The organism is Azospirillum sp. B21 (assembly GCF_008364825.1).
In the GTDB taxonomy this organism is placed as follows: domain Bacteria; phylum Pseudomonadota; class Alphaproteobacteria; order Azospirillales; family Azospirillaceae; genus Azospirillum.
Map to the genome: position 1 here is coordinate 183,584 of NZ_VTTO01000006.1, position 24,055 is coordinate 207,638.

25 protein-coding genes and 2 tRNA genes are annotated in these 24,055 nt (G+C 68.5%); 16 read left to right on the forward strand and 11 right to left on the reverse strand.

The genetic code is table 11. The features are described from left to right. Nucleotides 1–2: 2 nt before the first annotated feature. Genes FZ983_RS16375 through FZ983_RS16390 form a run of 4 tightly spaced genes read left to right on the forward strand, consistent with a single transcriptional unit; the run spans nt 3 to nt 4,832 of the window. Complete coding sequence (locus tag FZ983_RS16375; RefSeq protein WP_149224584.1) at nt 3–1,583, forward strand: ABC transporter ATP-binding protein; 1,581 nt, start codon at nt 3–5, stop codon at nt 1,581–1,583. After that, nucleotides 1,567–2,622 (forward strand): ABC transporter permease, encoded by a 1,056-nt coding sequence (locus FZ983_RS16380; protein ID WP_348771057.1) that lies wholly within the window; start codon nt 1,567–1,569, stop codon nt 2,620–2,622. The genes FZ983_RS16375 and FZ983_RS16380 overlap by 17 nt, the downstream gene beginning before the upstream one ends. Nucleotides 2,623–2,628: 6 nt before the next feature. Then, nucleotides 2,629–3,552 carry an ABC transporter permease gene (locus FZ983_RS16385; protein WP_149224585.1) on the forward strand — a complete coding sequence of 308 codons (924 nt, stop codon included), beginning with the start codon at nt 2,629–2,631 and terminating at the stop codon, nt 3,550–3,552. Then, nucleotides 3,552–4,832, forward strand: a complete 1,281-nt coding sequence (locus tag FZ983_RS16390) for an amidohydrolase family protein (RefSeq protein WP_149224586.1) — start codon at nt 3,552–3,554, stop codon at nt 4,830–4,832. Before FZ983_RS16385 ends, FZ983_RS16390 begins: the two co-directional genes overlap by 1 nt. Nucleotides 4,833–4,899: 67 nt before the next feature. Here the strand turns inward: FZ983_RS16390 and hisC are convergent, their stop codons facing one another. Beyond that, entirely contained in the window at nt 4,900–5,991 is a 1,092-nt protein-coding gene (gene hisC / locus FZ983_RS16395; protein ID WP_149224587.1) for a histidinol-phosphate transaminase, read from the reverse strand. 148 nt (nt 5,992–6,139) lie between these two features. Continuing rightward, nucleotides 6,140–7,036: a chorismate mutase gene (locus tag FZ983_RS16400; RefSeq protein ID WP_149224588.1), complete on the reverse strand. Its 897-nt coding sequence runs from the start codon at nt 7,034–7,036 to the stop codon at nt 6,140–6,142. Between the two features lie 242 nt (nt 7,037–7,278). Between FZ983_RS16400 and FZ983_RS16405 the strand changes: the two genes are divergently transcribed. The 4 genes from FZ983_RS16405 (at nt 7,279) to FZ983_RS16420 (ending at nt 10,125) form a co-directional block, all read left to right on the forward strand. Beyond that, nucleotides 7,279–8,463 carry a homoserine O-acetyltransferase gene (locus tag FZ983_RS16405; RefSeq protein WP_188092379.1) on the forward strand — a complete coding sequence of 395 codons (1,185 nt, stop codon included), beginning with the start codon at nt 7,279–7,281 and terminating at the stop codon, nt 8,461–8,463. 20 nt (nt 8,464–8,483) lie between these two features. Further along, nucleotides 8,484–9,095 (forward strand): methionine biosynthesis protein MetW, encoded by a 612-nt coding sequence (gene metW, locus FZ983_RS16410; RefSeq protein WP_149224590.1) that lies wholly within the window; start codon nt 8,484–8,486, stop codon nt 9,093–9,095. A 77-nt stretch (nt 9,096–9,172) separates the two neighbouring features. Next, nucleotides 9,173–9,424 (forward strand): DUF3072 domain-containing protein, encoded by a 252-nt coding sequence (locus FZ983_RS16415; protein ID WP_149224591.1) that lies wholly within the window; start codon nt 9,173–9,175, stop codon nt 9,422–9,424. Between the two features lie 131 nt (nt 9,425–9,555). Beyond that, entirely contained in the window at nt 9,556–10,125 is a 570-nt protein-coding gene (locus tag FZ983_RS16420; RefSeq protein ID WP_149224592.1) for a PRC-barrel domain-containing protein, read from the forward strand. A 38-nt stretch (nt 10,126–10,163) separates the two neighbouring features. Here the strand turns inward: FZ983_RS16420 and FZ983_RS16425 are convergent, their stop codons facing one another. Beyond that, entirely contained in the window at nt 10,164–11,576 is a 1,413-nt protein-coding gene (locus tag FZ983_RS16425; RefSeq protein WP_247883790.1) for an MFS transporter, read from the reverse strand. 159 nt (nt 11,577–11,735) lie between these two features. Between FZ983_RS16425 and FZ983_RS16430 the strand changes: the two genes are divergently transcribed. Next, the gene (locus FZ983_RS16430; protein ID WP_149224594.1) at nt 11,736–11,921 is read left to right on the forward strand and encodes a hypothetical protein; all 186 of its coding nucleotides are present in this window, start codon (nt 11,736–11,738) and stop codon (nt 11,919–11,921) included. 3 nt (nt 11,922–11,924) lie between these two features. Continuing rightward, nucleotides 11,925–12,122: a hypothetical protein gene (locus FZ983_RS16435; RefSeq protein ID WP_149224595.1), complete on the forward strand. Its 198-nt coding sequence runs from the start codon at nt 11,925–11,927 to the stop codon at nt 12,120–12,122. 208 nt (nt 12,123–12,330) lie between these two features. On the opposite strand, the gene cueR is transcribed toward FZ983_RS16435, so the two are convergent. Both cueR and FZ983_RS16445 read right to left on the reverse strand, forming a co-directional pair. After that, nucleotides 12,331–12,729, reverse strand: coding sequence for a Cu(I)-responsive transcriptional regulator (gene cueR, locus FZ983_RS16440; protein WP_014188090.1), 399 nt, complete (start codon nt 12,727–12,729; stop codon nt 12,331–12,333). Beyond that, nucleotides 12,726–15,194, reverse strand: a complete 2,469-nt coding sequence (locus FZ983_RS16445) for a heavy metal translocating P-type ATPase (protein ID WP_149224596.1) — start codon at nt 15,192–15,194, stop codon at nt 12,726–12,728. The genes cueR and FZ983_RS16445 overlap by 4 nt, the downstream gene beginning before the upstream one ends. Before the next feature lie 169 nt (nt 15,195–15,363). Between FZ983_RS16445 and FZ983_RS16450 the strand changes: the two genes are divergently transcribed. Both FZ983_RS16450 and FZ983_RS16455 read left to right on the forward strand, forming a co-directional pair. Further along, the gene (locus FZ983_RS16450) at nt 15,364–15,924 is read left to right on the forward strand and encodes a hypothetical protein (protein ID WP_149224597.1); all 561 of its coding nucleotides are present in this window, start codon (nt 15,364–15,366) and stop codon (nt 15,922–15,924) included. A 76-nt stretch (nt 15,925–16,000) separates the two neighbouring features. Continuing rightward, complete coding sequence (locus FZ983_RS16455) at nt 16,001–16,645, forward strand: trimeric intracellular cation channel family protein (RefSeq protein WP_149224598.1); 645 nt, start codon at nt 16,001–16,003, stop codon at nt 16,643–16,645. Nucleotides 16,646–16,798: 153 nt separating this feature from the next. Here the strand turns inward: FZ983_RS16455 and FZ983_RS16460 are convergent, their stop codons facing one another. After that, nucleotides 16,799–18,061 carry an ABC transporter substrate-binding protein gene (locus FZ983_RS16460; protein ID WP_149224599.1) on the reverse strand — a complete coding sequence of 421 codons (1,263 nt, stop codon included), beginning with the start codon at nt 18,059–18,061 and terminating at the stop codon, nt 16,799–16,801. Nucleotides 18,062–18,340: 279 nt separating this feature from the next. Here FZ983_RS16460 and FZ983_RS16465 point away from each other — a divergent pair, with 279 nt between their 5' ends. After that, nucleotides 18,341–19,141: a metallophosphoesterase family protein gene (locus FZ983_RS16465; protein ID WP_149224600.1), complete on the forward strand. Its 801-nt coding sequence runs from the start codon at nt 18,341–18,343 to the stop codon at nt 19,139–19,141. 211 nt (nt 19,142–19,352) lie between these two features. Here FZ983_RS16465 and FZ983_RS16470 read toward each other — a convergent pair. The 3 genes from FZ983_RS16470 to FZ983_RS16480 all read right to left on the reverse strand — a co-directional run bounded on the left by FZ983_RS16470 (nt 19,353) and on the right by FZ983_RS16480 (nt 20,855). After that, nucleotides 19,353–19,429: transfer RNA gene (locus FZ983_RS16470), tRNA-Pro, on the reverse strand. A gap of 201 nt (nt 19,430–19,630) precedes the next feature. Next, nucleotides 19,631–19,707: transfer RNA gene (locus FZ983_RS16475), tRNA-Pro, on the reverse strand. Nucleotides 19,708–19,838: 131 nt separating this feature from the next. Then, nucleotides 19,839–20,855 carry a polyprenyl synthetase family protein gene (locus FZ983_RS16480; RefSeq protein WP_149224601.1) on the reverse strand — a complete coding sequence of 339 codons (1,017 nt, stop codon included), beginning with the start codon at nt 20,853–20,855 and terminating at the stop codon, nt 19,839–19,841. 117 nt (nt 20,856–20,972) lie between these two features. Between FZ983_RS16480 and FZ983_RS16485 the strand changes: the two genes are divergently transcribed. The 3 genes from FZ983_RS16485 to FZ983_RS16495 are packed head-to-tail and all read left to right on the forward strand — an operon-like array spanning nt 20,973 to nt 22,883. Further along, nucleotides 20,973–21,179 carry a DUF2007 domain-containing protein gene (locus FZ983_RS16485; RefSeq protein WP_149224602.1) on the forward strand — a complete coding sequence of 69 codons (207 nt, stop codon included), beginning with the start codon at nt 20,973–20,975 and terminating at the stop codon, nt 21,177–21,179. Continuing rightward, nucleotides 21,176–21,946: a methyltransferase gene (locus FZ983_RS16490; protein ID WP_149224603.1), complete on the forward strand. Its 771-nt coding sequence runs from the start codon at nt 21,176–21,178 to the stop codon at nt 21,944–21,946. The genes FZ983_RS16485 and FZ983_RS16490 overlap by 4 nt, the downstream gene beginning before the upstream one ends. Nucleotides 21,947–21,995: 49 nt before the next feature. Continuing rightward, nucleotides 21,996–22,883: a S49 family peptidase gene (locus FZ983_RS16495; RefSeq protein WP_149224832.1), complete on the forward strand. Its 888-nt coding sequence runs from the start codon at nt 21,996–21,998 to the stop codon at nt 22,881–22,883. 10 nt (nt 22,884–22,893) lie between these two features. On the opposite strand, the gene FZ983_RS16500 is transcribed toward FZ983_RS16495, so the two are convergent. Further along, a complete protein-coding gene (locus tag FZ983_RS16500; protein ID WP_149224604.1) occupies nt 22,894–23,301 on the reverse strand; it encodes a hypothetical protein in 408 nt (135 codons plus the stop codon). Nucleotides 23,302–23,474: 173 nt separating this feature from the next. Beyond that, nucleotides 23,475–23,963 carry a YajQ family cyclic di-GMP-binding protein gene (locus tag FZ983_RS16505; RefSeq protein WP_149224605.1) on the reverse strand — a complete coding sequence of 163 codons (489 nt, stop codon included), beginning with the start codon at nt 23,961–23,963 and terminating at the stop codon, nt 23,475–23,477. Between the last annotated feature and the right edge of the window lie 92 nt (nt 23,964–24,055).

Consider the following 24,055-nt stretch of genomic DNA (forward strand, 5'->3'; position numbering starts at 1 on the left):
CAATGTCATCACCCTTGAAAGGCGGGCCGGAGGTCGTCCTCCGGCTCGCCGGCATTTCCAAACGGTTCGGTCCGCTGCTGGCCAACGACGACATCTCGCTGACGCTGCGCGCCGGCGAGGTGCTGGCCCTGTTGGGCGAGAATGGCGCCGGCAAGACCACCCTGATGAACATCCTCTTTGGCCATTACGTGGCCGACGAGGGGACCATCGAGGCGTTCGGCCGCCCCCTGCCGCCGGGCTCGCCCCGCGCGGCGCTGGAGGCCGGCATCGGCATGGTCCACCAGCATTTCACCCTGGCGGACAACCTGTCGGTTCTGGACAACATCGCGGTGGGGACCGAATCGCTGTGGCGCTGGCGCTCCGACCGGAGCGCCGCCCGCCGCCGGTTGCTTGACCTCTCCCAACGCTTCGGGCTGGAGGTTCGGCCGGACGCGCTGGTCGGCGACCTGTCGGTCGGCGAGCGCCAGCGGGCGGAGATCCTGAAGGCACTCTACCGCGACGCCCGCATCCTGATCCTGGACGAGCCGACCGCGGTGCTGACGCCGCAGGAATCGGCAGGGCTGTTCGAGACCCTGCGCAAGCTGACCGCCGACGGGCTGGCCGTCGTCTTCATCAGCCACAAGATGAACGAGGTTTTCGCCGCCAGCGACACCGTCGCCGTGCTGCGCGCCGGCAAGCTGGTCGCCACCCACGCCACCGCCTCCACCGACCGCGCCAAGCTGGCCGAGTTGATGGTCGGCCGCAGCGTCAAGCCGCCGGCCCCCACCCCGCTCAGCCCCGGCGAGCCGGTGCTGGAACTGGCCGGCGTCACCGTCGCCTCGGACCATGGCCGCCCGCTGCTGGACGGTGTCGATCTGACCGTGCGGCGCCATCAGGTGGTCGGCATCGCCGGCGTGTCCGGCAACGGCCAGACCGCGCTGGCCGAACTGGTCAGCGGCCTGATCCGTCCCGACTCCGGCCGGCTGTCGCTGAAAGGCAGCGTGGTGGAGCATGGCGACCCGGCCGACATGGTTCGGCGCGGCGTCGCCCGCATCCCGGAGGACCGGCACAGCGCCGGTCTGGTCGGCGCCATGGCGGTGTGGGAGAACCTGATCGCCGAGCGCTATCACGACCACGCCTTCTCCCGCTTCGGCGTGCTGCGACGGGGGGCGGCGCGGAGCTACGCCCGCAAGGTGATCGAGGAGTTCGACGTCCGCTGCCCCGGCCCCGATGCCCGGACACAGCTGCTGTCGGGCGGCAACATGCAGAAGCTGATCCTGGGCCGCACGCTGGCCCATGGGCCGGACCTGATCCTGGCGAGCCAGCCGACGCGCGGGCTCGACATCGGTGCGGTCTCCTACGTCCACAGCCGGCTGCTCGACGCCCGCTCCGCCGGAGCCGGTGTCCTGCTGATCTCCGAGGATCTGGACGAGATCCTGGCGCTGGCCGATTGCGTCACCGTCGCCTATCACGGGCGCCTCACCCCGCTGCTGCCGCATGACCGGGTGTCGGTCAGCCAGCTTGGCCTGCTAATGGCCGGGCACTGGGACATCCTGCGCGATATTCTGCCGGAGACCCAATTGGAGCATGGCGATGCGGCTTGAACCGCGCACCGATACCCCGCTCGCCCTGCGGCTGCTGGCGCCGGTGGGCGCCGTGGTCGCGGCGCTGGCGCTCTGCGCCCTGCTGGTCGCCTGGACCGGCGCCCCGGTGCTGCGCGCCTATGGCCTGCTGTTCGAGGGGGCCGTCGGCTCCCGCTTCGCATTGACCGAGACGCTGACCCGCGCCACTCCGCTGATCCTGACCGGCCTCGCCGCCGCCGTCGCCTTCCGCGCCAAGCTGTGGAACATCGGGGCGGAGGGGCAGCTCTACATGGGCGCTCTCGCCGCCGTGGTGGTCGGCGGCGGCATGCTCGACCTGCCGGCCTGGGCGCTGATCCCGGTGGTGATGATCGCCGGCATGGCGGCGGGCGGCGTTACGCTGCTCGGCCCCGCCATGCTGAAGGTCCGCTTCGGCGTGGACGAGGTGGTGACGACACTGCTGCTGAACTTCGTCGTTCTGCTGCTGGTGTCGATGCTGCTGGAAGGCCCCTTGAAAGACCCGATGGGCATGGGCTGGCCGCAGTCGGCGCCGGTCGCCGAGGCGGCGGAACTGCCAAAGCTGGTGGAGCGAACCCGCCTGCATGCCGGGCTGACCATCGCGCTCGGCCTGTCGGTTTTGCTGTGGCTGGTCGATACCCGGACCATCTGGGGCTACGAGAACCGCGCCGTCGGCGCCAACCCGCGCGCCGCCGCCTTCGCCGGCATGCCGGTGACGCGGATCATGCTGCGCACCGCCCTGCTGTCGGGCGGTCTCGCCGGGTTGGCCGGAGCGGCGGAGGTCTGCGGCCTGAAGGGCTACCTGACGCTCGACCTGTCGCCGGGCTTCGGCTACAGCGGCATCGTCGTCGCCATGCTGGCGCAGTTGCATCCGATCGGCGTGGTGGGGGCGGCGCTGTTCATCGCAGGCATCTTCGTCGGCGCCGACGCCATGAGCCGCGCCATGCCGGTTCCCAACTACATCGCCGACGTCCTGGTCGCCGCCAGCCTCTTGTGCATGCTGGTCGCCGGGCTGCTGGCGCGCTACCGGCTGCGGCGGGGGTAAGGGGTCATGGATTTCCTGTCGATCATCCTCGACATCCTGCTGTCGGCCGCCTTCTGGACCGCGGTTTTGCGCATCGCCACCCCCTATGTGCTGGGCACGCTGGGCGAGCTGCTGTGCGAGCGGGCCGGCGTGCTGAATCTCGGCATTGAGGGCATCATGACGCTGGGCGCCATGGCCGGCTGGATGGCGGTCTACCAGGGGGCCGATCTGTGGACCGGCGTGCTGGTGGCAGCCGCCTGCGGCGCGCTGCTCGGCCTGCTTCATGCGGCGCTGACCGTGCCGCTCGGCCTGTCCCAGCATGTGACCGGCATCGGCGTCACCCTGCTGGGCACCAGTCTTTCCTATTTCGTCTACCGCCTCGTCCTGCCGCAGGCCAGCACCCCGCCGACCATCGAGCCGTTCCAGCCGCTGGCCCTGCCCGGTGCCCTGGCCCAGACGCCGCTGACCTACCTCGCCTTCCTGCTGGTGGCGGTGGTCGCCTATGTGCTGTACCGCACGCCGGTCGGGCTGGCAGTGCGGATGGTCGGCGAGAATCCGGCCGCGGCGGAGGCGCAGGGGCTGAACGTCACCGCCATCCGCGTCGGCGCGGTGATGGCGGGCAGCGCGCTGATGGCGCTGGCCGGCGCCTTCCTGACGCTGTCGGCCTTCAACGCCTTCTTCTTCAACATGGTGAATGGGCGCGGCTGGATCTGCATCGCGCTGGTGGTCTTCGCCTCCTGGCGGCCGGGCAAGGCGATGCTGGGAGCCCTGCTGTTCGCCGTCTTCGATGCGCTGCAACTGCGGCTGCAGCAGGCGAGCGGCGGCGTCCTGCCCTACCAGCTGTTCCTGATGATGCCCTATCTGTTGAGCATCCTGGCGTTGGTTCTGGTGGCCCGCCGGGCCTCCTACCCGCGCGCCCTGATGATTCCGTACCGCAAAGGAGAACGCTGATGTTCGATCTGATCCTGCGCCGCGCCACCCTGCCGGATGGCCGAAGCGGCATCGACATCGGCATCCGGGGTGGCCGCATCGCCGCGGTCGAGGCCAATCTGGCCGGAGAATCGGCCGCGGAGCTCGACGTCACCGGCCGGCTGGTCAGCCCGCCCTTCGTCGATCCCCATTTCCACATGGACAGCACGCTGAGCTACGGCATGCCGCGCGTGAACCAGAGCGGCACCCTGCTCGAGGGCATCGCCCTGTGGGGCGAGCTGAAGCCGCAGCTGGTGCAGGACGCCATCGTCGAGCGGGCGCTCGCCTACTGCGACTGGGCGGTCGGGCGCGGCCTGCTGGCGGTGCGCAGCCATGTCGATGTCTGCGACCCGCGCCTGCTGGCGGTGGAAGCCCTGCTGGACGTGAAGAAGCGCGTCGCGCCGTACCTCGACCTGCAGCTCGTCGCCTTCCCGCAGGATGGCGTCCTCCGTTCGCCGGGCTGCGAGGAGCTGCTGCGGCGCGCGCTGGGCATGGGCGTCGAGGTGGTCGGCGGCATTCCGCATTTCGAGCGCACCATGGCCGACGGCGCCGCCTCGGTCCGCCTGCTCTGCGAGATCGCGGCGGAGCGCGGCCTGCTGGTCGACATGCATTGCGACGAGACCGACGATCCAATGTCCCGCCATGTCGAGACCCTGGCCTACGAGACGCAGCGGCTCGGTCTGCATGGCCGGGTGACGGGATCGCACCTGACCTCCATGCACTCCATGGACAACTACTACGTCTCCAAGCTGATCCCGCTGATGGCGGAGGCCCGGCTGGGGGTGATCGCCAATCCGCTGATCAACATCACCATCCAGGGCCGCCACGACACCTATCCGAAGCGCCGCGGCATGACCCGCGTTCCGGAGCTGATGGCCGCCGGCCTGACGGTCGCCTTCGGCCACGACTGCGTGATGGATCCCTGGTATCCGCTGGGCTCCGGCGACATGCTGGAGGTGGCGCATATGGGCCTGCATGTCGGCCAGATGACCGGCCAGGACGGCATCAAGGCCGCCTTCGACGCGGTGACGGTCAACCCGGCCCGCCTGCTGCATCTGGACGGCTACGGGCTGGAGCCCGGCTGCAACGCCGATCTGGTGGTTCTGCAAGCCGGCGGCCCGGTCGAGGCGATCCGCACCCGCGCCGCCCGCCTGTTCGTCCTGCGCCGCGGCCGGATCGTCAGCCGCTGCGAGCCGGTGCAGGCCAGGCTGGATCTGCCGGGCCGGCCGGAGACGGTCGATTTCCTGCTGAACCGGGGGTGAGAGCGAGACAGGGCATAAATCCCCTCTCACCCCGGGGAGAGGGGGATTTTCCCAGACCTTAAGCCCCTTACCCCTTCAAAAAGTCCCGCAGCGCGTCGGCCACCGCGCGCATTTCCTGCTCGGTGCCGATGGTGACGCGCAGGCAGCTCGGCAGGCCGTAGGACGGCATCTGGCGGACCAGGATGCCGCGGGTCTTCAGGAACTGGCGGGCGGCCTCGGCGTCGTCCTTGCCGGCGGGCTGGCCCTTGAAATCGACCAGCACGAAGTTGGTGACGCTGGGATGCACCGTCAGGCCCAGCTCCCGCACGGTGGCGGAGAACCACTCGCGCCATTGTTCGTTGTGGCGGCGGGAGCGGTCGAGGAACTCGGCATCTTCCACCGCGGCGATGCCGGCGACATGGGCGGCGTTCGACACGTTGAAGGGACCGCGCACGCGGTTGAGCACGTCGACGATGGCCGCGGGACCGTAGCACCAGCCGATGCGCAGCGAACCCAGGGCGAAGATCTTCGAGAAGGTGCGGGTCATCACCACGTTCGGGAACTTCTCCACCAGCTCCTCGCCGGCGGTGTAGTCGTCCTTGTTCATGTATTCGGCATAGGCCGCGTCGATGACCAGGATGACGTCGGGCGGCAGGCCGGCATGCAGCCGCGCCACCTCCGACGCCGGCAGATAGGTGCCGGTCGGGTTGTTCGGGTTGGCGAGGAAGACCAGACGGGTGCGCGGGGTAACGCGGGCCAGCAGGTTGTCGACACTGGCGGTCAGCCCGTCCTCCGGCGCGGTCACCGGGGTGGCACCGACCGACTTGGCGCCGATCGGGTACATCAGGAAGCCGTATTGCGAATACAGCACCTCGTCGCCCGGCCCGGCATAGGAGCGGATCAGCAGGCTGATGATCTCGTCCGACCCGGCGCCGCAGACGATGCGGTCGGCATCCAGGTTGAAGCGCTTGGCGATGGCGCCACGCAGCGCCGCCGAGGCACCGTCCGGATAGCGGTGCAGGGTCCCAGCCGCCGCCGAATAGGCTTCCATCGCCTTCGGGCTCGGCCCCAGCGCGCCTTCGTTGGAGGCGAGGCGGATATGACCCTGATGCTCGCCGCCGACATAGGCGGCGATGTCGAGAATCCCCGGACGCGGCTGCGGGCCGTTCGGCTGGGTCATGGTCTGCTTACCTTCCGACAGATTGGATGGGCGTTGTTGGAACGTTTGGAACGGTTTGGAACAGTCCCGGCGCCGGTGTTCAGTTTCAGGACACGGCGATGCAGGATATGACAGGAGCCAGCCTGCCGGCTCGCCCCATTCGCGCGCATCAGCCCAGAGCGAGCGGCACGGCATAGCCGCCGACGACGTTGACCCGCACCGGGATGTCGCCCGACCGTTCCAGCAGCATGGCGAGCCGGGGGTCGGCCTGACCGACGAAGTCCGACACCTCGACCAGATGGACCGATGGTCCGCCGCCGCTCATCCCGATGGCGTGGCCGGCCGGATGCCAGGTGCAGAAACTGACCGGCGGCAGGCCGCAGGCCTCCAGCATGTCCTTCAGCCGGCCGCGGCTGAGGTCGCCGCCGATCTCGATGCTCAGCAGCGTGCGGTCGTCGCCGGTCGGCTCGTGGGGCACGGCGGCGATGGCGAGCGCGTCGCGGTTCTCGCCGCGGGCATTGCCGCGCCCGCCGAAGGGCAGCCGCGCTACCACCTGGGGCCGGCCGGCATCGGCCGACACCAGGAAACGCCACCAGGGATCCGAATCGTCGTCGGCCGGATAGGGCACCACGGCGACGGTGGCCGTCCCCTCCGACACGGCGCGGAGCGCGGCGGCCGGGGTGTTGACGGCGGTCATCGGCACGAATCCGCCGAAATGGTCGCGGGCGACGTCCCAGAAGCCGCGGCGATCCTCCGGCGCGTAGACGGCGACGGCGAAGGGCCCCTGCATGCGGGTGAAGGCGGTGATCATCTCCCGCCAGATGCGGACGACGACCTGGGCCGGGAAGGTTCCGGCATGGCGGGCGATCAGGCGCCGCAGGATCGTCGCCTCCCGCGCCGGGCGCAGAATGATCGGCTGCGTGCCGTTTTCCGCCGCGCCATTGCCCTTCGCGGCCCCGATGCGTTCCACCACGGCGGCACGGCGCATCAGCAGGTCATGGATCGCGTCGTCGATCTGGTCGATCTCGCGGCGCAAATCGTCGAGCGGGGTCCGGGCGGGGGCCATGGGTCACAAAACCATCGAAAGCAAAGCCGGTTAGTAGTAGTCCGCATGCGCTGCGAAATCAAAGAAAACATTGACACTCTTGAGCCCGGCTTCGTAGCTATACCCTCCCGTTCCGCCACAGCTCACCGAGGGTTTCCGCCAAGGCGCCGCAAGGCTTGCAAGAGGCCGGATTTCCGAAGGCAAGACCCGCTCTTAAGGCACGAAACGACATGTCCGCGCCCCCCACCGCGCAGCAGCCGCCCATGGTCACCCCCGCGGTCGCCGACAGCCCGCTCATGCCGGGCAAGCGCGTGCGTCTGGCGGTGGACCGTCCGATGCGGCTGGACAGCGGGGTGGAGATCGGCGGCTTCCAGATCGCCTACCAGACCTACGGCACGCTGAACGCCGACAAATCCAACGCGATCTTCATCTGCCACGCCCTGACCGGCGACCATTTCGTGGTGGAGAAGCATCCCGTCACCGGCAAGCCCGGCTGGTGGGAGATGCTGGTCGGCCCCGGCAAGCCGGTGGACACCGACCGCTATTTCGTCATCTGCTCCAACGTTCTGGGCGGCTGCCTGGGCAGCACCGGGCCGAAGGACATCGATCCCGCCACCGGCCAGCCCTATGGCCTGTCCTTCCCCGTGGTCACCATTGGCGACATGGTGCGGGCGCAGAAGCTGCTGGTCGAGCATCTGGGCATCGAGAAGCTGTTCTGCGTCATCGGCGGCTCGATGGGCGGCATGCAGGTGCTGCAATGGGCGGTGGCCTATCCCGACTCGGTGTTCGCCGCGGTTCCCATCGCCACCGCCGCCCGCCATTCGGCGCAGAACATCGCCTTCCACGAGGTCGGGCGCCAGGCGATCATGGCCGATCCGAACTGGCGCGGTGGCAACTACCTGCTGGAGGGCACCAAGCCGGAGGCCGGTCTGGCCGTCGCCCGCATGGCGGCGCACATCACCTACCTGTCGGAAGCGGCGCTGCATCGCAAGTTCGGCCGCAACCTGCAGGACCGCAAGGCGGTCACCTACGGCTTCGACGCCGATTTCCAGGTGGAAAGCTACCTGCGCTACCAGGGTGCGGCCTTCGTCGAGCGGTTCGACGCCAACTCCTACCTCTACATCACGCGGGCGATGGACTACTTCGACCTCGCCGCCGATGCCGGGGGTACGCTGGCCAACGCCTTCCGGCCGGGCGGCAGGACGACGCCGGTGCGTTTCTGCCTTGCCAGCTTCTCCAGCGACTGGCTGTTCCCGACCGCGGAATCGCGGGCCATCGTGCATGCGCTGAACGCCGTCGCCGCGAATGTCAGCTTCGTGGAGATCGAGACCGACAAGGGCCACGACGCCTTCCTGCTGGACGAGCCGGAGTTCCATCAGGTCATCCACGGCTTCCTGGAGGGCTGCGCCGAGCATCGCGGCCTGTCCGCCCGCCGCCGCGCGCGCTGATTGGGGCAGAACGACCGACCATGGTGGATATTCGCGACGACCTGAAGCTGATCGCCGAGATGGTGGAGCCGAACAGCCGCGTGCTGGACGTCGGCTGTGGCGACGGTGCCCTGCTGGACTATCTGTCCCACGCCAAGAACGTCGACGGGCGCGGCATCGAACTCAGCATGGACGGCGTGCGGCAATGCGTGGCGCATGGCCTGTCGGTGATCCAGGGCGATGCCGAGACCGACCTGAAGGACTATCCCGCCGACGCCTTCGACTATGTCATCCTGGGCCAGACACTGCAGGCGATGCGGCAGCCGCGCGACGTATTGCAGATGATGTGCCGCATCGGCCGCCGCGCCATCGTGTCGGTGCCCAATTTCGGCTATTGGCGGGTGCGGCTGCAGCTGTTGCTGACCGGTCGCATGCCGGTGACGGAAAAGCTGGGCTACCAGTGGTGGGAAACGCCCAACATCCATTTCTGCACGCTGCGCGACTTCGTCGTGCTGACCGAGGAGATGGGTATCACCATCGAGCAGACCCGCATCCTCGACCATGCCGGCCGGGTCACCAGCCACGCCCATTCCGGCTTCGCCAACCTGTTGGGCGAGCAGGGCGTCTTCCTGCTGAAACGCAACGGCGGGTGAGTTTTCCGTCATGCGGGCAGGAACCTTCCGCCTGCGATGCTGTTCATGATGCGTTCCTTTTTGAAGAGGTACGGACCATGACCGCCAAGCACACCGCCGACCGGCACGACCAGTCCCACGAGAATCCGAAGACCGGTGCCGACACGTCCAACCGGGACAAGAACCCCGACGACTGGACCACCGGCGACGAGCCGATGACCGGCGCCCAGGCCTCCTACCTGAAGACGCTGAGCGAGGAGGCCGGAGAGTCCTTCGACGACGGCCTGACCAAGGCGGAGGCCTCCAAACGGATCGATGCGCTGCAGGACAAGACCGGACGGGGGAAGTAACGGCGTTCGACGACAGGTGCCCTCTCCCTCCTCGGGAGAGGGAGTCCTTATACGACCACCCCGTCGGCAACCTGCGGGCCTATTGGGCTGTTACCCAGGGCGATACCGAATCCGAACGGAAGGGTCGCCCCATGCTTCGCCCTGTCTTGCTTCTACCCGCCGCATTGCTGCTGATGACCGGCACCACCCTGGCCCAGACCGCGCCGACACCCGGCGCCGCGGCCGAAACCATGGCACAGGGCACCGCCCCGCCGCTGATGACCGCGCCCCGGCCGGACGACCAGCCGACCACGGGGCCGGTCGCTTCCCCACCGGGCGTCAGCGGCGAGGCCCCCTCGCAGGAAATGCAGAACCAGGCCCCGCCTGCCGGTTCGCCGCCGGTGGCCGCCCTTCCCTCCGCTTCCCTCAACCCCGATCAGGCACGGTCGATGGTGGGGACGGAGCTGCGCACGCGCGACGGCCAGCCGGGCGGCCGGATCCTCGACTTCACCCTCAGCCAGCCGGGCGACCGGATCGACCGCATCGTCGTCGCGCCGAACGATGTGCTGGGGTTGGGCGACAAGCTGGTCGCGCTGCCGGCCGGCGCCCTGACCAACGGTCCTGACGGGCCGGTCCTGGACATGGAGCAGGCCGACATCGGCAAGGCACCGACCTTCGCCTATGGCAGCGAGCCGACAGTGACCCGCCCCGACAACCAGTAAAGCCGGACGGCCAATAACGCCCAACGGCCGGTAAAGGCTCAGGCGGCCGGGCGGCGGCGGAACAGGCCGGTCAGGCAGGCCACCGCGCACAGCGCGGCGCCCAGCCACAGCACCGTGACGCTGCCGTCCGCCTTGCCCACCGCGCTGAAGACCAGCCCGACCGTCGCGGCACCCAGCGTCTGGCCCAACAGCCGGCCGGTCGCCTGGATGCCGCTGGCACCGCCGCTGCGCTCCTTCGGCGCGCTGGTGACCAGCACCTTGTTGTTCGGGGTCTGGAACAGGCCGAAGCCGAAGCCGGCCAGCGCCATCCGCCACACCACGTCCAGCGTCGACGGATCGGGCGGCAGCAGCGCCATCAGCGCCAGCCCGGTGGCGAACAGCGCCAGCCCGGCCGCCGCAAGGCGCGTCGGCTCGTACCGGTCGGCCAGCCGGCCGGAAATTGGTGCCACCAGCGCCACCATCAGCGGCCAGGGTGTCATCAGCAGCCCGGATTCGGCCAGCGACCGGTGCAGCACATCCTCGAAAAAGAAGGGCATCGCCACGAAGACGATGTTCTGCGAGGCGAAGGCGCAGACCGAGGTCACCACGGTCAGGGCGAAGACCGGCCGGCGCAGCAGGTCCACCGGCAGCAGCGGCGCGGATTGCGACAGCTCCCGCCGCACCAGCGTCACGCCCAGGATCAGCGCGCCCGCCAGCTCCGCCGCGACCTGCCAGCCGGGCTGACTGCCGTCCACCCCCTTGAAGCCGATGATCAGCAGGCCGAGCATGCCGGCGTTCAGCAGGGCGCTCACCCAGTCGAAGCGGTGACCGGCGGGTGTGGAGACCGGCATCGCCCGCGCCGCCACCGCCAGCGCCGCCAGCCCCAGCGGCACGTTGACGGCGAACAGCCAAGGCCACGAGGCGACCGACAGGATCAGCGCCGCCAAACTCGGCCCCGCCGCGGAGGACACGGCAACGATCATCGCGTTGTAGCCGACCCCGCGCCCGAGATGGGTGGATGGGTAGATGTGGCGCACCAGCGCCAGATTGACGCTCATGATGCCGGCGCCGCCGATGCCCTGCAGAACGCGCGCGGCGGTCAGCAGCGGCAGGCTGGGCGACAGCGCGCAGGCCAGCGAAGCCACGGTGAAGACGGCAAGCCCGCCCCAGTAGACCTTGCGGTAGCCGATGATGTCGCCCAGCGACGCCAGCGGGAACAGCGAGACGGTGACCGCCAGCTGATAGGCGTTGACCACCCAGATCGCACCGGCGGCGTCCACCCCGAACTCGCGCTGGATCGTCGGCAGGGCGATGTTTGCGACCACCCCGTCCAGAACCGCCATGATCAGCGCGACGGTCATCGCCGCCATCGCCCAATAGCGTTGCGGCACCGGCAGCCCGTCGGCGACAGCCGGCGGCTTCGGGATTGCGGACGGGGCGGCGGAGACGGTCGGCATGGGGGGACTGGACATGCCGGTCAGCATAGAGGCCGACCGCTGTTGCGCGGTCGCAGCAATTTCGCATGAAAGCATTGCGGAAGCCGAGCGCGGGGGTGGGACTATGTCAGACCGGAACCCCTCTCCCGCGCTCCTGTTGGAATGGGACGCGAGCCAACCCAAAGGAGCGCCACCATGACCAAGCACATCCCGCCCGTTCCGCCCGAGGGCCGCAGCGACAAGGGTCCCGGCGAGCCGGCGACCAGCGCCTCGCCGGACGACGGTGCCAGCAACCGCGGCGCCCCCAACACCAAGGAACAGGGCCAGCCCGGCAACACCCGGCAGAACACCACCCACCAGGGCTACCAGCAGGATCGGTGAGGCATGACCAAGCACAATGAAGCCACCGACCGCCACCATGGCGGTCCCGGCAGCAGCCAGCAGAACGCCGACAAGCCGGCGGCGACGCAGGAAAAGCACCCGCATCCGGGTGAACCGACCAACGGCCGCCAGTCCGGCAGTTCCAGCGGCGGCGGTGAACGCGACCTCCACCACACGCATGATCCGAAGACGAAGCGGTAGAGTGCGTGAACCCTTTCCGGCTCCCCTCTCTCAACAGGCATTCCCCCTCTCCCCCCGGGAGAGGGTCGGGGTGAGGGGGATGCATAGGGTGAATTTGGGGAAGAATGGAGCGTGACATGAATATCCATGAGCCACGCAACGCATCCCCCTCACCCTAACCCTCTCCCCAGGGGGGAGAGGGGATACAGAGCGGGAGAGGGAGTCCTTCTCACGACGACAAGTCCTTCAGGATCGGGCATTCCGGCCGTTCGTCGCCGTGACAGGCGTCGGCAAGCTCATGCAGCGTGTCGCGCATCGCCTGCAACTCGGCGATCTTCGCCTCCAGTTCGTCGATGTGCTGCAGCGCGATCCGCTTGACCTCCGAACTGCAGCGAGTGCGGTCCTGCCACAGACCGACCAGCTTCTGGATGCGCTCGATCCCGAAACCCAGCGTCCGCGCCCGCTTGACGAAGCGCAGCACATTGACGTCCGTGCCGCTGTAGACGCGGTAACCCGACGCCGTCCGCCCGGCCTCCGGGATCAGTCCGATGGACTCGTAATAGCGGATCAGCTTGGCGTTCACGCCCGAGGCCTTGGCGGCGTCGCCGATGGTCATGCCGTCCTTCATCGCACATCCTCCCGCTTCGGCGGCGCCCAGCCGCGCAGGGTCAGGGCGTTCACCACCACGCTGACCGAACTGAGCGCCATCGCCGCCCCCGCCAGCACCGGGCTGAGATTGCCCGAGGCCGCCAGCGGGATTCCGATCACGTTGTAAGCGAAGGCCCAGAACAGCCCCTGCCGGATCTTCGAATAGGTCCGCCGCGAGACGTCGATGGCTCCCGCCACCAGCCGCGGGTCGCCGCGCATCAGGGTGACCCCGGCGCTGTGCATCGCCACGTCGGTCCCAGTCGCCATGGCGATGCCGACATCGGCCGCGGCGAGCGCCGGCGCGTCGTTGATGCCGTCGCCGACCATGCCGACGATTTTGCCCTCCCCCTTCAGCGTCGCGACCACGGCCGCCTTGTCGCCGGGCAGCACCTCGGCGAACACCCGCTCGATGCCCAAGGCCGCGGCGACGGAGCGGGCAGCGCCCCAGCCGTCACCGGTCACCATCACCGACTCCACCCCCTGCGCCTTCAGGGACGTGACCGCGGTGACCGCACTCTCCTTCACCGTGTCGCCGAAGGCGACGAGGCCGAGCAGGCGGGGTGCCTCGCCGACCTCGATCAGCCCGACCTCCATCAACCAGGACAGGGTGCGGCCGCTGGCCGAAAGCGCCTCCGCCTGTGCGGCAAGAGCGCCCGGCTGCAGGCCGGCCTCCTCCACCGCGCGGGCGTTGCCGAGTTGCAGCCGCCGTCCTTCCACCATGCCGGCGACGCCGCGGCCGGGCAGCGCGCGGAAGTCGCTCACCGGCTCCGCCGCCATGCCGGCCGCCTTGGCCCGCTCCCGCAGCGCGTGGGCGAGCGGATGCTCGCTGCCGGCCTGGAGCGCGGCGGCGAGGCGCAGCAGGGTCGCGCCGTCCACACCGTCGGCCGGGATCAGGTCGGTGACCTGCGGCTTGCCTTCCGTCAGGGTGCCGGTCTTGTCGAAGGCGATGGCGGTCAGGGCATGGGCGCGCTCCAGCGCCTCGGCGTCCTTGATGAGAATGCCGTGGTGGGCAGCGACCCCGGTGCCGACCATGATCGCGGTCGGCGTCGCCAGACCCAGCGCGCAGGGGCAGGCGATGACCAGGACCGACACCGCGGTGACGATGGCCGCCTCCAAATCGCCGCCGACGATCCACCAGCCGGCAAGCGTCAGCGCCGCCACCACCAGCACCGCCGGGACGAACACCGCGCTGACCCGGTCGACCAGCCGCTGGATCGGCGCCTTCGACGCCTGGGCGCCCTCGACCATGCGAACGATCTGGGCCAGCATGGTTTCGGTGCCGACCGCCGTGGTCTCCACCACCAGCAGCCCGTCGCCGTTGATCGAGCCGCCGGTGACGCGGGCGCCGGGTTCCTTGTCGACTGGCAGGCTCTCGCCGGTCAGCATCGACTCGTCGACGCCGCCGCTGCCCTCCACCACTCTGCCGTCGACCGGCACCCGCTCGCCGGGGCGGACCACCACATGGTCGCCGACGCGCACACGCTCCACCGGCACCTCGGTCTCCACGCCGTCGCGGCGAAGCCGGGCGGTGGCCGGGCGCAAATCCATCAGCGCGCGGATCGCCGCCGCGGTCTGGCCCTTGGCCCGCGCCTCCAGCCATTTGCCGAACAACACGAAGGTGATCAGCACCGACGATGCTTCGAAATAGAGATGCGGCTGGTGCCCTTCATGGGCCGTCAGCATCAGGTAGAGGCTGAGTCCCCAGGCCGCCGAGGTGCCGAGCGCCACCAGCAAATCCATGTTGCCGGCCCCTGCCCGCACGGCGTTCCAGCCGGCGCGGTAGAAGCGCGCGCCCAGCCAGAACTGCACGATGCTGGCCAGGATCAGCTGCAACCAGCCCGGCAGCATCCAGTCCGCCCCGAACAAGTCGCCGATCATGCCGGCCAGCAGCGGCAGCGACAGGGCCGAGGCGATCAGCACATGGCGCAGGTCGCGCCGGCCACGGTCGGCCCGAGCCTCCTCCTCCGCCTGCTCGCCGCCTTGAGCGACGGGCGCGGCGCCATAGCCGACCTTCTCCACCGCAGCAACCAGATCGGCGGCCTCCAGGCTGCCGGCGAAGGCGACGACATGGGCGCGCTCCGTCGCCAGATTGACCGTCGCGGACTCCACGCCCGGCAGCCGGCCGAGAGCCTTCTCCACCCGGCCGGCGCAGGAGGCGCAGGTCATGCCGGTGACCGACAGGTCGAACTCCCGCCGTTCCGCCTGGAACCCTGCGGCCTCCACCGCTTCGGCCGCGGCCTTGGCGTCGGGCCGGCCGGCGAAGGTCAGCCGCGCGCGCTCCGTCGCCAGATTGACCGAAACGGCGGTGACGCCCGGCACCCGGCCCAGCGCCTTCTCCACCCGGCGGACGCAGGACGCGCAGGTCATGCCCGAGACGCCGAGGTCGAGGTCGGTCGGGGGTGCGGCGGTGGTCGTCGCGCTGCTGCTGGTCTGGGTCGTGGTCATGCCGGTTCTCCTTCGATTCCGCTCGGCATGGAGTGATATGGGGCTTCCAACGATTGGAAGGTCAAGGGGCCGATCGACGCAGAGTCGCCGTTTCATGAACAAATGGCCGGACAGGGCGTTCGTGTCCTGACCGCAAGCCACCTGCCACCAGCGAGAAGGGACCAGCCCCTTGACCCGCCTGACCATCGCCGAGGCACAGAGCCGCGTTTCCCGCATGCTGACCCATGACGTCGTCGAGGATTTGCGCGCCGTGGAGTACGAGACGCCGCCGCTGGCCGACGCCCCGTCCGCCACGCCGCTGACCGAGCTGCGGCGGGCGGAGGTCACCTTCAGCCACGCCCCCGGCTCGCCCGACTGCCTGTACCGCATCGGCGCCTTCGGCGATTCGTTGCTGATGCGGCTTCAACTGAATGTCTGGCGCTTCGTCGCGATCTATCAGGTGCCGGTGAAGGACCCCATCGACAGCAACACCATCGCCCCGCATTTCGAACGCTGGGCCATCGGCGCCGGCCATGCCGGCTGGACCATCGGCTGGCGCGACGGCGTCGATCCCTGGAAACAGGATGTCCGGGTGGTGGAGACCTACTGCTACGCCATGATGCCGGAGAATTTCCTCGACGAGCCGCTGACGCAGCTCTACTGGCGGACCGACCTGCTGCAGATGACCCGCGCATTCATGCTGGAGGCGCGGCGGATGGGCATCCGGCTGTCGGCGCCCGACACCGTGTAGCATAGGTTTCGCTTGGCTTTGCGGGGGGTGCTGTGCTCAATCCATGGGCATAGCATTCCTCCGCCCGAGTCCCGCCATGCCGACGCTTCCCATTCCGATGCCGACCGATCTGTCCATCCTGCTGACGGTGATGGATTTCGTCGGCGTGTTCGTCTTCGGACTCAGCGGCGGCACGCTGGCGGTGCGCAAGCAACTGGACCTGTTCGGGGTGATGGTGCTGTCGCTGGCCGCGGCGCTCGCCGGCGGCGTGGTGCGCGATCTGCTGATCGGCTCGCTGCCGCCCGCCAGTGTGCTGGACGACCGCTATCTGCTGGTCGCCCTGGCCGCCGGCTTGGCCGCCTTCCTGTTCCACAAGCCGATCAACCGGCTGGGCAAGCCGGTGATGGTGCTCGACGCCGCCGGGCTGGGGCTGTTCACCGTCGCCGGCTGCAGCAAGGCGTTGTCCTACGGCCTCAGCCCGCTGCCGGCGGCCCTGCTGGGCGTGATGACCGCCTGCGGCGGCGGAGCCATGCGCGACCTGCTGGTGGCCGAGGTTCCGCGGGTGCTGCGCGAGGAGATCTACGCCATGGCGGCGCTGCTGGGAGCCGTGGTGGTGATCGCCGGCCGGCAGCTGGACTTGCCGCCGGTGCCGGTCGCGGTGGTCGGCGCACTCGCCGCGTTCCTGCTGCGTGTCGTGAGCGTACAGCGCAACTGGAGCGCGCCGCGTGCACCGGGGAGCTGAGGGAAGCGTATTTGCCTTTGTCCCCCTCTCCCCCCGGGGAGAGGGTCGGGGTGAGGGGGACCCGCTTCGAGGATCTCTTCGGCTGCGCCGAACCTCCTCATCCTAACCTTCTCCCCAGGGGGGAGAAGGGATAATCACCATATGCCCACGAATTTACGCCCGCTTGCCCCAGCCCGGCATCGGGAACACCGGGTCGGCTTCGGCAGAGGCCTTCGGCAGCACCACCGTCGGGCGCAGCTTGTGGTTCTGGATGCAGGCGGAAACCAGGCTGGTGTTCTGGCCCTTCTCGTCGAAGGTGATCGCCGGGCCGACCATCAGCTTGTCCGACAGGTTGGTCTGGCGCAGCGCCGTCAGCAGGGCCGAGGACTCCGCGGTGCCGGCGCGCTTGAAGGCGTCGGCGGCGACCAGGATCGCCTCGAAGGTGAAGGCGACGTTGAATGCATAGCCCTCGAAGCGGTCATTGGGGAACTGCTTCTTGAAGGCCGCCTCGACGCGCTTGGTCATCGCCGCCTTGGGATCGTACCAGGGCAGGTTGGTGATGGCGTAGTCGGCGTATTTGCCCAGAACCTTGTAGAACTGCTCGTCGTACAGGCCGGGCGAACCGGGGGAGACGATGCCCTTCGGCTCCCACCGCTGCTTCACCATCTCGCGCACCATCATGATGGCGTCGTTGGCGCGCGTGGTGACGATGGCGAGTTCCGCCCCGGTGGCCTTGGCCTTCGCCACCTCCACCGCCAGATCCTGCGCCTTGGGGTCGTAGGCGATCGATTCCAGGATTTGGAAGGGCATGTCCAGCTTGGGGAACAGCGCGTCGATGGCCGCCTTGTTCGCCATGCCGAAGGTGTCGTTGGCGTGCAGGAACACCGCCGTCTTCGGCGTGGTGCCGGTGGCGGCGAACAAATCCTTCATCAGCGACATCCCGTTCGACACCAGCATGGTGGAGGTCGGGAAGTTGCGGAAGACGGTCTTGTAGCCCTGCTCCGTCAGCTTGTCGGCGGCGGCGATGTTCATCACCAAAGGCACGCCGCGCTGCTCGCAGACCTGGGCGGCGGCAGCGGTCTGGCCGCTGTCGAAGGCACCGACGATCACATGGGCGCCGTCGTTGATCAGCTTTTCCGTGCGCGAGCGGGCGACGTCGGCATTCGATTCGGTGTCGGCCGACATCACCTCCACCTTGTAGCCGAGGTCGGACAGCACCGCCGGGGCAATGTCCGCGCCGCGCTGGCAGGCTTGGCCCGCCTGGGCCAGCAGGCCGGAACGCGGCAGCAGGACGCCGACCTTCAGCGTGGTGTCCTGGGCGAAGACCGGGGCGCGGCCGAAGCCGGCCAGCACGCCGCCGGCGATCGCCGCCTGACCGAGCGTGCGGCGGGAAAGGGCGAGTCCTCCGGTGGAACGGTTCTTATGATCGTTGGTCATGATGCGACGGGGGCCTTTTTGGCTGGACACGATGCAACTTTGGTAGACCGAAGATTCCACCGGCACGCCCCTCCGTGTCAAAGTGGAATCGCCGAAGGCCTTCCATGCGCAACGGAACGACCAAGTACCTGCCGCCCATCCGTCCTTCGCCATAGGGGCGGCGAAGGGAGAAGGGCGTATTGCGATGCAACAGGATTATCCTTTTGAGCAGGTACTTGAAGGAGGCAAGGCCCATCCAAAGGTTACGGAACGGGATGTGACGACTTCGAGAACGACCACATGTTGAGCTTGGCACGCAAACTGTGGACGGAGGCCATATCGGGCGGCTCCTCGACCGGTCCCTTCGGCGGCCGGGCAGGACCCGCGTCGGTGCCGCGCGGCATGCGCGTCTATGCGGTCGGCGACATCCATGGCCGGCTCGACCTGCTCGACCAGATGCTGGGGCAGATCGCCCGCGACGCCGATCAGGCGCCGAACCTTTTGAAATACCTTGTCTTCCTTGGCGACTATGTCGACCGCGGGCCGGATTCGCGACTGGTGATCGAACGGCTCGCCTGCGGTCTGCCGCCGGTCTTCGGCGCCGTGTTCCTGCGCGGCAACCACGAGGACACGATGCTGGGCTTCCTGTCCGACCTGCGCGTCGCACCCGGATGGCTGACCTATGGCGGGGACGCGACGCTGGAAAGCTATGGCATCCCGGCACCCGACCCCGAAGCGCCGCCGGAACATCTGCTGCAGGCGCAGATGATGCTGAACGGCCTGCTGCCGCCCCACCACCGCGCCTTCCTGACCGGGTTGCGCAACCACCTGACCATCGGCGATTACCATTTCGTCCATGCCGGTGTCCGCCCCGGCATTCCGCTCGACCAGCAGGAGGACAAGGACCGCCTGTGGATCCGCGAGACCTTCCTGACCTCGCGCGCCGACCATGGCAAGATCGTCGTCCACGGCCACACCATCGCGCCCGAGCCGGAGTTGCTGCACAACCGCATCGGCATCGACACCGGCGCCTATGCCACGAACCGGCTGACCGCCCTGGTTCTGGAGGGGACGGATCGACGGTTCTTGTGCACGGTGTGAGAGTTTAGGCGCGGTCGCCCCCTCCCCGACCCTCCCCCGCCCGGCCGAAGGCCGGTCCGATCGCGGGAGAGGGTGCCTTATGCAAAGCGGCGGCAGTCCCCTCTCCCGCAAAAGGCGGGGGAGGGTTAGGGAGGGGGCGGAGCATTCCGCCAAACAACAATCACCAAAAACGACAAGGGCTCCCGGATTTCTCCGGAAGCCCTTGTCTTGTTGGTCGGAGAGAGAGGATTCGAACCTCCGGCCCCTGCCTCCCGAAAGCAGTGCTCTACCAGGCTGAGCTACTCTCCGGTCCTGTCACCGTCGGACGTGTCGTCCGCTGGTGGAGGGGGTGTATAAACGGTTCCGCGCCGCCGCGCAATGCAAAGTCACAGGCTGGATACTGCATCTTTGCCATTCCCGAAACACATGAAGTCCGGGCCGCCGGGGACCGCAAAGCAAGGCCGCGAAAAGAAAAAGGGCTTCCGGATTTCTCCGGAAGCCCTTTTCTGTTGGTCGGAGAGAGAGGATTCGAACCTCCGGCCCCTGCCTCCCGAAAGCAGTGCTCTACCAGGCTGAGCTACTCTCCGGTCCTGTCACCGTCAGACGTGTCGTCCGCCGGTGGAGGGGGTGTATAAACGGTCCGGCCCCGGCGCGCAACGCAAAAAATGCGTCATCGTCAAAAAGATCCGGCCCGCCGGCCCACCCCCTTTCAACCGGCTCAGAAATCGCGATCGATCACGAAATCAATGACTTCCAGCAGGGCCTGCTTGATCGGCCCCTCGGCGAACAGCCCCAGGCTGTCACGGGCGATGGAGCCGTAATGGCGCGCCCGCTCCACCGTGTCCTTCAGCGCGTTGTGGCGGGCCATCAGCGCCTGGGCATGTTCCAGGTCGCCGTCCTTCTGGTCGAGGTCTTCCATCACCCGGCGCCAGAAGGTGCGTTCCTCGTCGTTGCCGCGGCGGAAGGCCAGCACGACCGGCAGGGTGATCTTGCCCTCGCGGAAATCGTCGCCAACGGTCTTGCCGAGCTTCGCCTGAAGGGCCGAGTAATCCAGCACGTCGTCGACCAGCTGGAAGGCGATGCCCAGATTCATGCCGTAGTCGTAGAGCGCCATCTCCTCCGCCTGCGGGCGGTTGGCGACGACGGCGCCGACGCGGCAAGCGGCGGCGAACAGCTCGGCCGTCTTGCCCTTGATGACTTCGAGATAAGCCTGCTCGCTGGTCTCGGTGTCGTTGGTGGTGCGCAGTTGCAGCACCTCGCCCTCGGCGATGATGGCCGAGGCGCCCGACAGGATGCGCAGCACGTCGAGCGACTGCACCTCCACCATCATCTCGAAGGCGCGGGAGAACAGGAAGTCGCCGACCAGCACGCTGGCCTTGTTGCCGAACACCGCATTGGCCGACGCCATGCCGCGGCGCAGGTCGCTTTCGTCGACGACGTCGTCGTGCAGCAGGGTCGCGCTGTGGATGAACTCGACCACCGCGGCCAGCAACCGGTGATGCTCGCCCTGATAACCGCACATGTTGGCCGCCGCCAGCGTCAGCACCGGGCGCAGGCGCTTGCCGCCGGCCGCGATCAGGTAGCCGGCCAACTGGGGGATCATCTCGACCTGCGACTGCATGCGGTCGAGGATGATCTGGTTGACGGCGCTGAGGTCCTCGGCCACCAAAGCGGTCAGGTCGTCGAGCGGGGTAGACTTGCGCCGTTTCGGCTCGAAGTTGGTAACGACCGCCAAGGTCGACTCCACGGGTGATTGACGCCAGAATTTGCGCTAGGGAGCATAACGGCCTAGCCTCTTCGGTCAAGTCCGCAGGGGACCGTTCTTTCGAGACGCCCATTCTTCCGAGACCCGATGATCGAGCTGTTGCGCATCACCGACCCCGTCCGATTGTCCTGGCTGGTCGCCCTGCTGGCCGACGCCGGGATCGAGGCCATCGTGCTGGACACCCACACCAGCATCCTGGAGGGATCCATCGGCGCCATCCCGCGACGGCTGATGGTGGACAGCGACGATGCCGACCAAGCCATCCGCGTCCTGCGCGAGGCCGGCGAAGCGTGAGTGACGATATCGTTCCGCGTCCGGAAACACCCCTGTCAGCGCAGCCGGATTTCCTGCTGAACGGGCGGGTACGGCTGCTCCAGCCCGATGGCGGCTACCGTGCCGCCATCGATCCGGTCTTCCTCGCCGCCATCACCGCCGCGACCGATGGCGAGCGGGTGCTCGACGTCGGCACCGGCACCGGGGCTGCGGCACTGTGCCTCGCCGTCCGGGTGCCGGCCGCCGCCGTGATCGGGCTGGAACAGCGGGCCGACGCCTGCGCCTTCGCCCGCCGCAATGCGGTCCTGAGCGGAGTCGCCGAGCGGGTGGAGGTGGTGCAGGGCGACCTGCTGGCCCCGCCGCAGGTCCTTGGCAGCGCCGGATTCGACCGGGTGATGATGAATCCTCCCTATCTGAAGGCCGGCGCGGCCTGCCGCCCGCCCGACGACTGGAAGGCCGCGGCGAATGTGGAAGGTGCGGCAGGGCTGCCGGACTGGGTCCGTTTCGCCGATGCGATGCTGAAGCCGCGCGGCACGTTGACGATGGTCCACCGTGCCGACCGTATCGACGACATCCTGCAGGCGTTGCGCGGACGGTTCGGTAGCCTTGTCCTGGTGCCGCTGTGGCCGAAGCCGGGGGTGGAGGCCAAGCGGCTCCTGCTGGTCGCCCGCAAGGGCGGCAGGGCGCCGGCCCGGCTGACCGCCGGCCTCACCGTCCACAACCCGGAAGGCGGCTACAGCCCGGCGGCGGAGCGGGTGCTGCGCGATGCCGAGGCGCTTGTATTTTAGCGCGGACGGAGCCTTTCAAATGGGAGACTTCAATCCCATCTCTGCGGGCATGAGCCTGCAATCCCTCCTCGCCAAACTCCCCTTCGGCCCCTGGCGCAAGGCCGGGCCGCTGGTGTCCGTCGTCCGCCTGTCCGGCGTCATCGGCCAGGGCGGCCCGTTCCGTTCCGGCCTGTCGCTGGCCGGCGTCGCCCCGCTGTTGGAACGCGCCTTCGCGCCCAAGGACCAGAAGGCGGTGGCGCTGATCATCAACTCGCCGGGCGGGTCGCCGGTTCAGTCCGCGCTGATCGCCAAGCGGATCCGCGATCTGGCGGAGGAAAAGAAGGTTCCGGTCTTCGCCTTCTGCGAGGACGCGGCGGCGTCGGGCGGCTATTGGCTGGCCTGTGCGGCGGACGAGATCTGGGCCGACGAAAGCTCCATCGTCGGGTCCATCGGCGTGGTGTCGTCGGGCTTCGGCCTGCATGAACTGATCGAGCGCCACGGCATCGAACGGCGCCTCTACACCGCCGGCGACAAGAAGGTCCTGCTCGACCCCTTCTCCCCGGAGCGGGAGGACGGCGTCGCCCATCTGAAGGCGCTGCAGGCCGACATCCACGAGGCGTTCAAGGCGATGGTGCGCGCCCGGCGCGGATCCCGGCTGACCGGGTCGGAGGAGGAGCTGTTCTCCGGCGCCTTCTGGGCGGGACGCAAAGCACTGGCGCTGGGGCTGATCGACGGGTTGGGCGACCTGCGCTCGGTCATGCGCGGCCGCTTTGGCGAGAAGGTGCGGCTGCGCGTGGTGCAGCAGGAGCGCGGCATGCTGCGGCGGCTCGGTCTGCGGACGGGGGGAGACGCACCGCTGCCGGAAGCCGGAGCACCGGAAGCCTTCGCCGACGCCTTGGTCGCCGCCGCCCGCACGTCGATGGACGACTGGGCGGCCTGGGCGAGGCTGGGTCTTTAAGCGATTTCGGCTAGGCCGCGGAGTTCTGGGTCAGCAGGGTGGTCAGCCAGCGGAAGTTGGTGCCGTCGCCGGCCTGGATGGCGCTTTCCACCACCTGCATGGCGGTGGCCGGGTCCTGAGGGTCCGGCACCGCCGCTGCGGCGTCCATCCCGGAGTCGGCCTGGCCGACATCCTGGGCGAACAGGGTGACCGCACCGACGCCGAGCCGCACCGCGGGCTGTGCGTTCGGCACCACCCCGGCGCCGTCGGCGGCGGAGACTCCGCCCTCCCCCACCCCGTTCAGGGTTTCCAGCATCGCCGCGAACTGGCCGGCCAGCGCACCCGCCTGCCTGGACGCACCCGTCCCTTTGCGCTCCAGGACGTCTTCCGCCCGGATGCGCATGGCTTGCGTGGCCTCGCTGTTGGCCATCATCGACATGGGATGATCCCCTGCGGTTAGTGGCGAACCGCAGGGGTACACGCAAAAATCACGCCATCGACACAACCGGCGGATCGCAAGGGTCAGGGCCGCCCCTGCGACGATTTGACCGGCAAAAATTTCCCAGCCGCCCGGCAGAAGTTACCCAGTGGGCGGCAAGGCTTGCCCAGCGATCAGTCGCGAAAGTTCTGGTACTGCAGCGGCTGTTCGATGCCCAGCCGCTTGACCACGGCGATGGCATCCTGCAGGTCGTCGCGCTTCTTGCCCGTCACCCGCAGCTCGTCGCCCTGGATCGAGACCTGGACCTTCATCTTGCTGTCCTTGATCCCCTTGACGATGGTCTTCGCCAGATCCTGCGCGATTCCCTGCTTGATCGTCACGGTGTGGCGCAGCGCGTCGCCCGCCGCCCGTTCCGGCTTGGCGGAGAAATCCAGCGCCGCGGCATCAAGCTTCCGGCGGGTCACATAGACTCGCAACAGCTCCTGCATCTGTTCCAGCTTGGTGGCGTCGTCGGCCAGCAGAACGATGTCGTTCTCGGTCCGCTCGACCGTGCATTTCGAGCCCTTGAAGTCGAACCGGGTCTCGATCTCGCGGCGGACGCCGGCGAGGGCGTTGTCGATCTCGTGGACGTCCGTCTTGGACACGATGTCGAAGGACGGCATGGCGGCTCTCTCCCTGATAGGACTATCGATGAACGAATCGGGCGCACCGTAAAGAAGACGGCCGCCGCACTCAACAGCCGCCTTCCCCGACA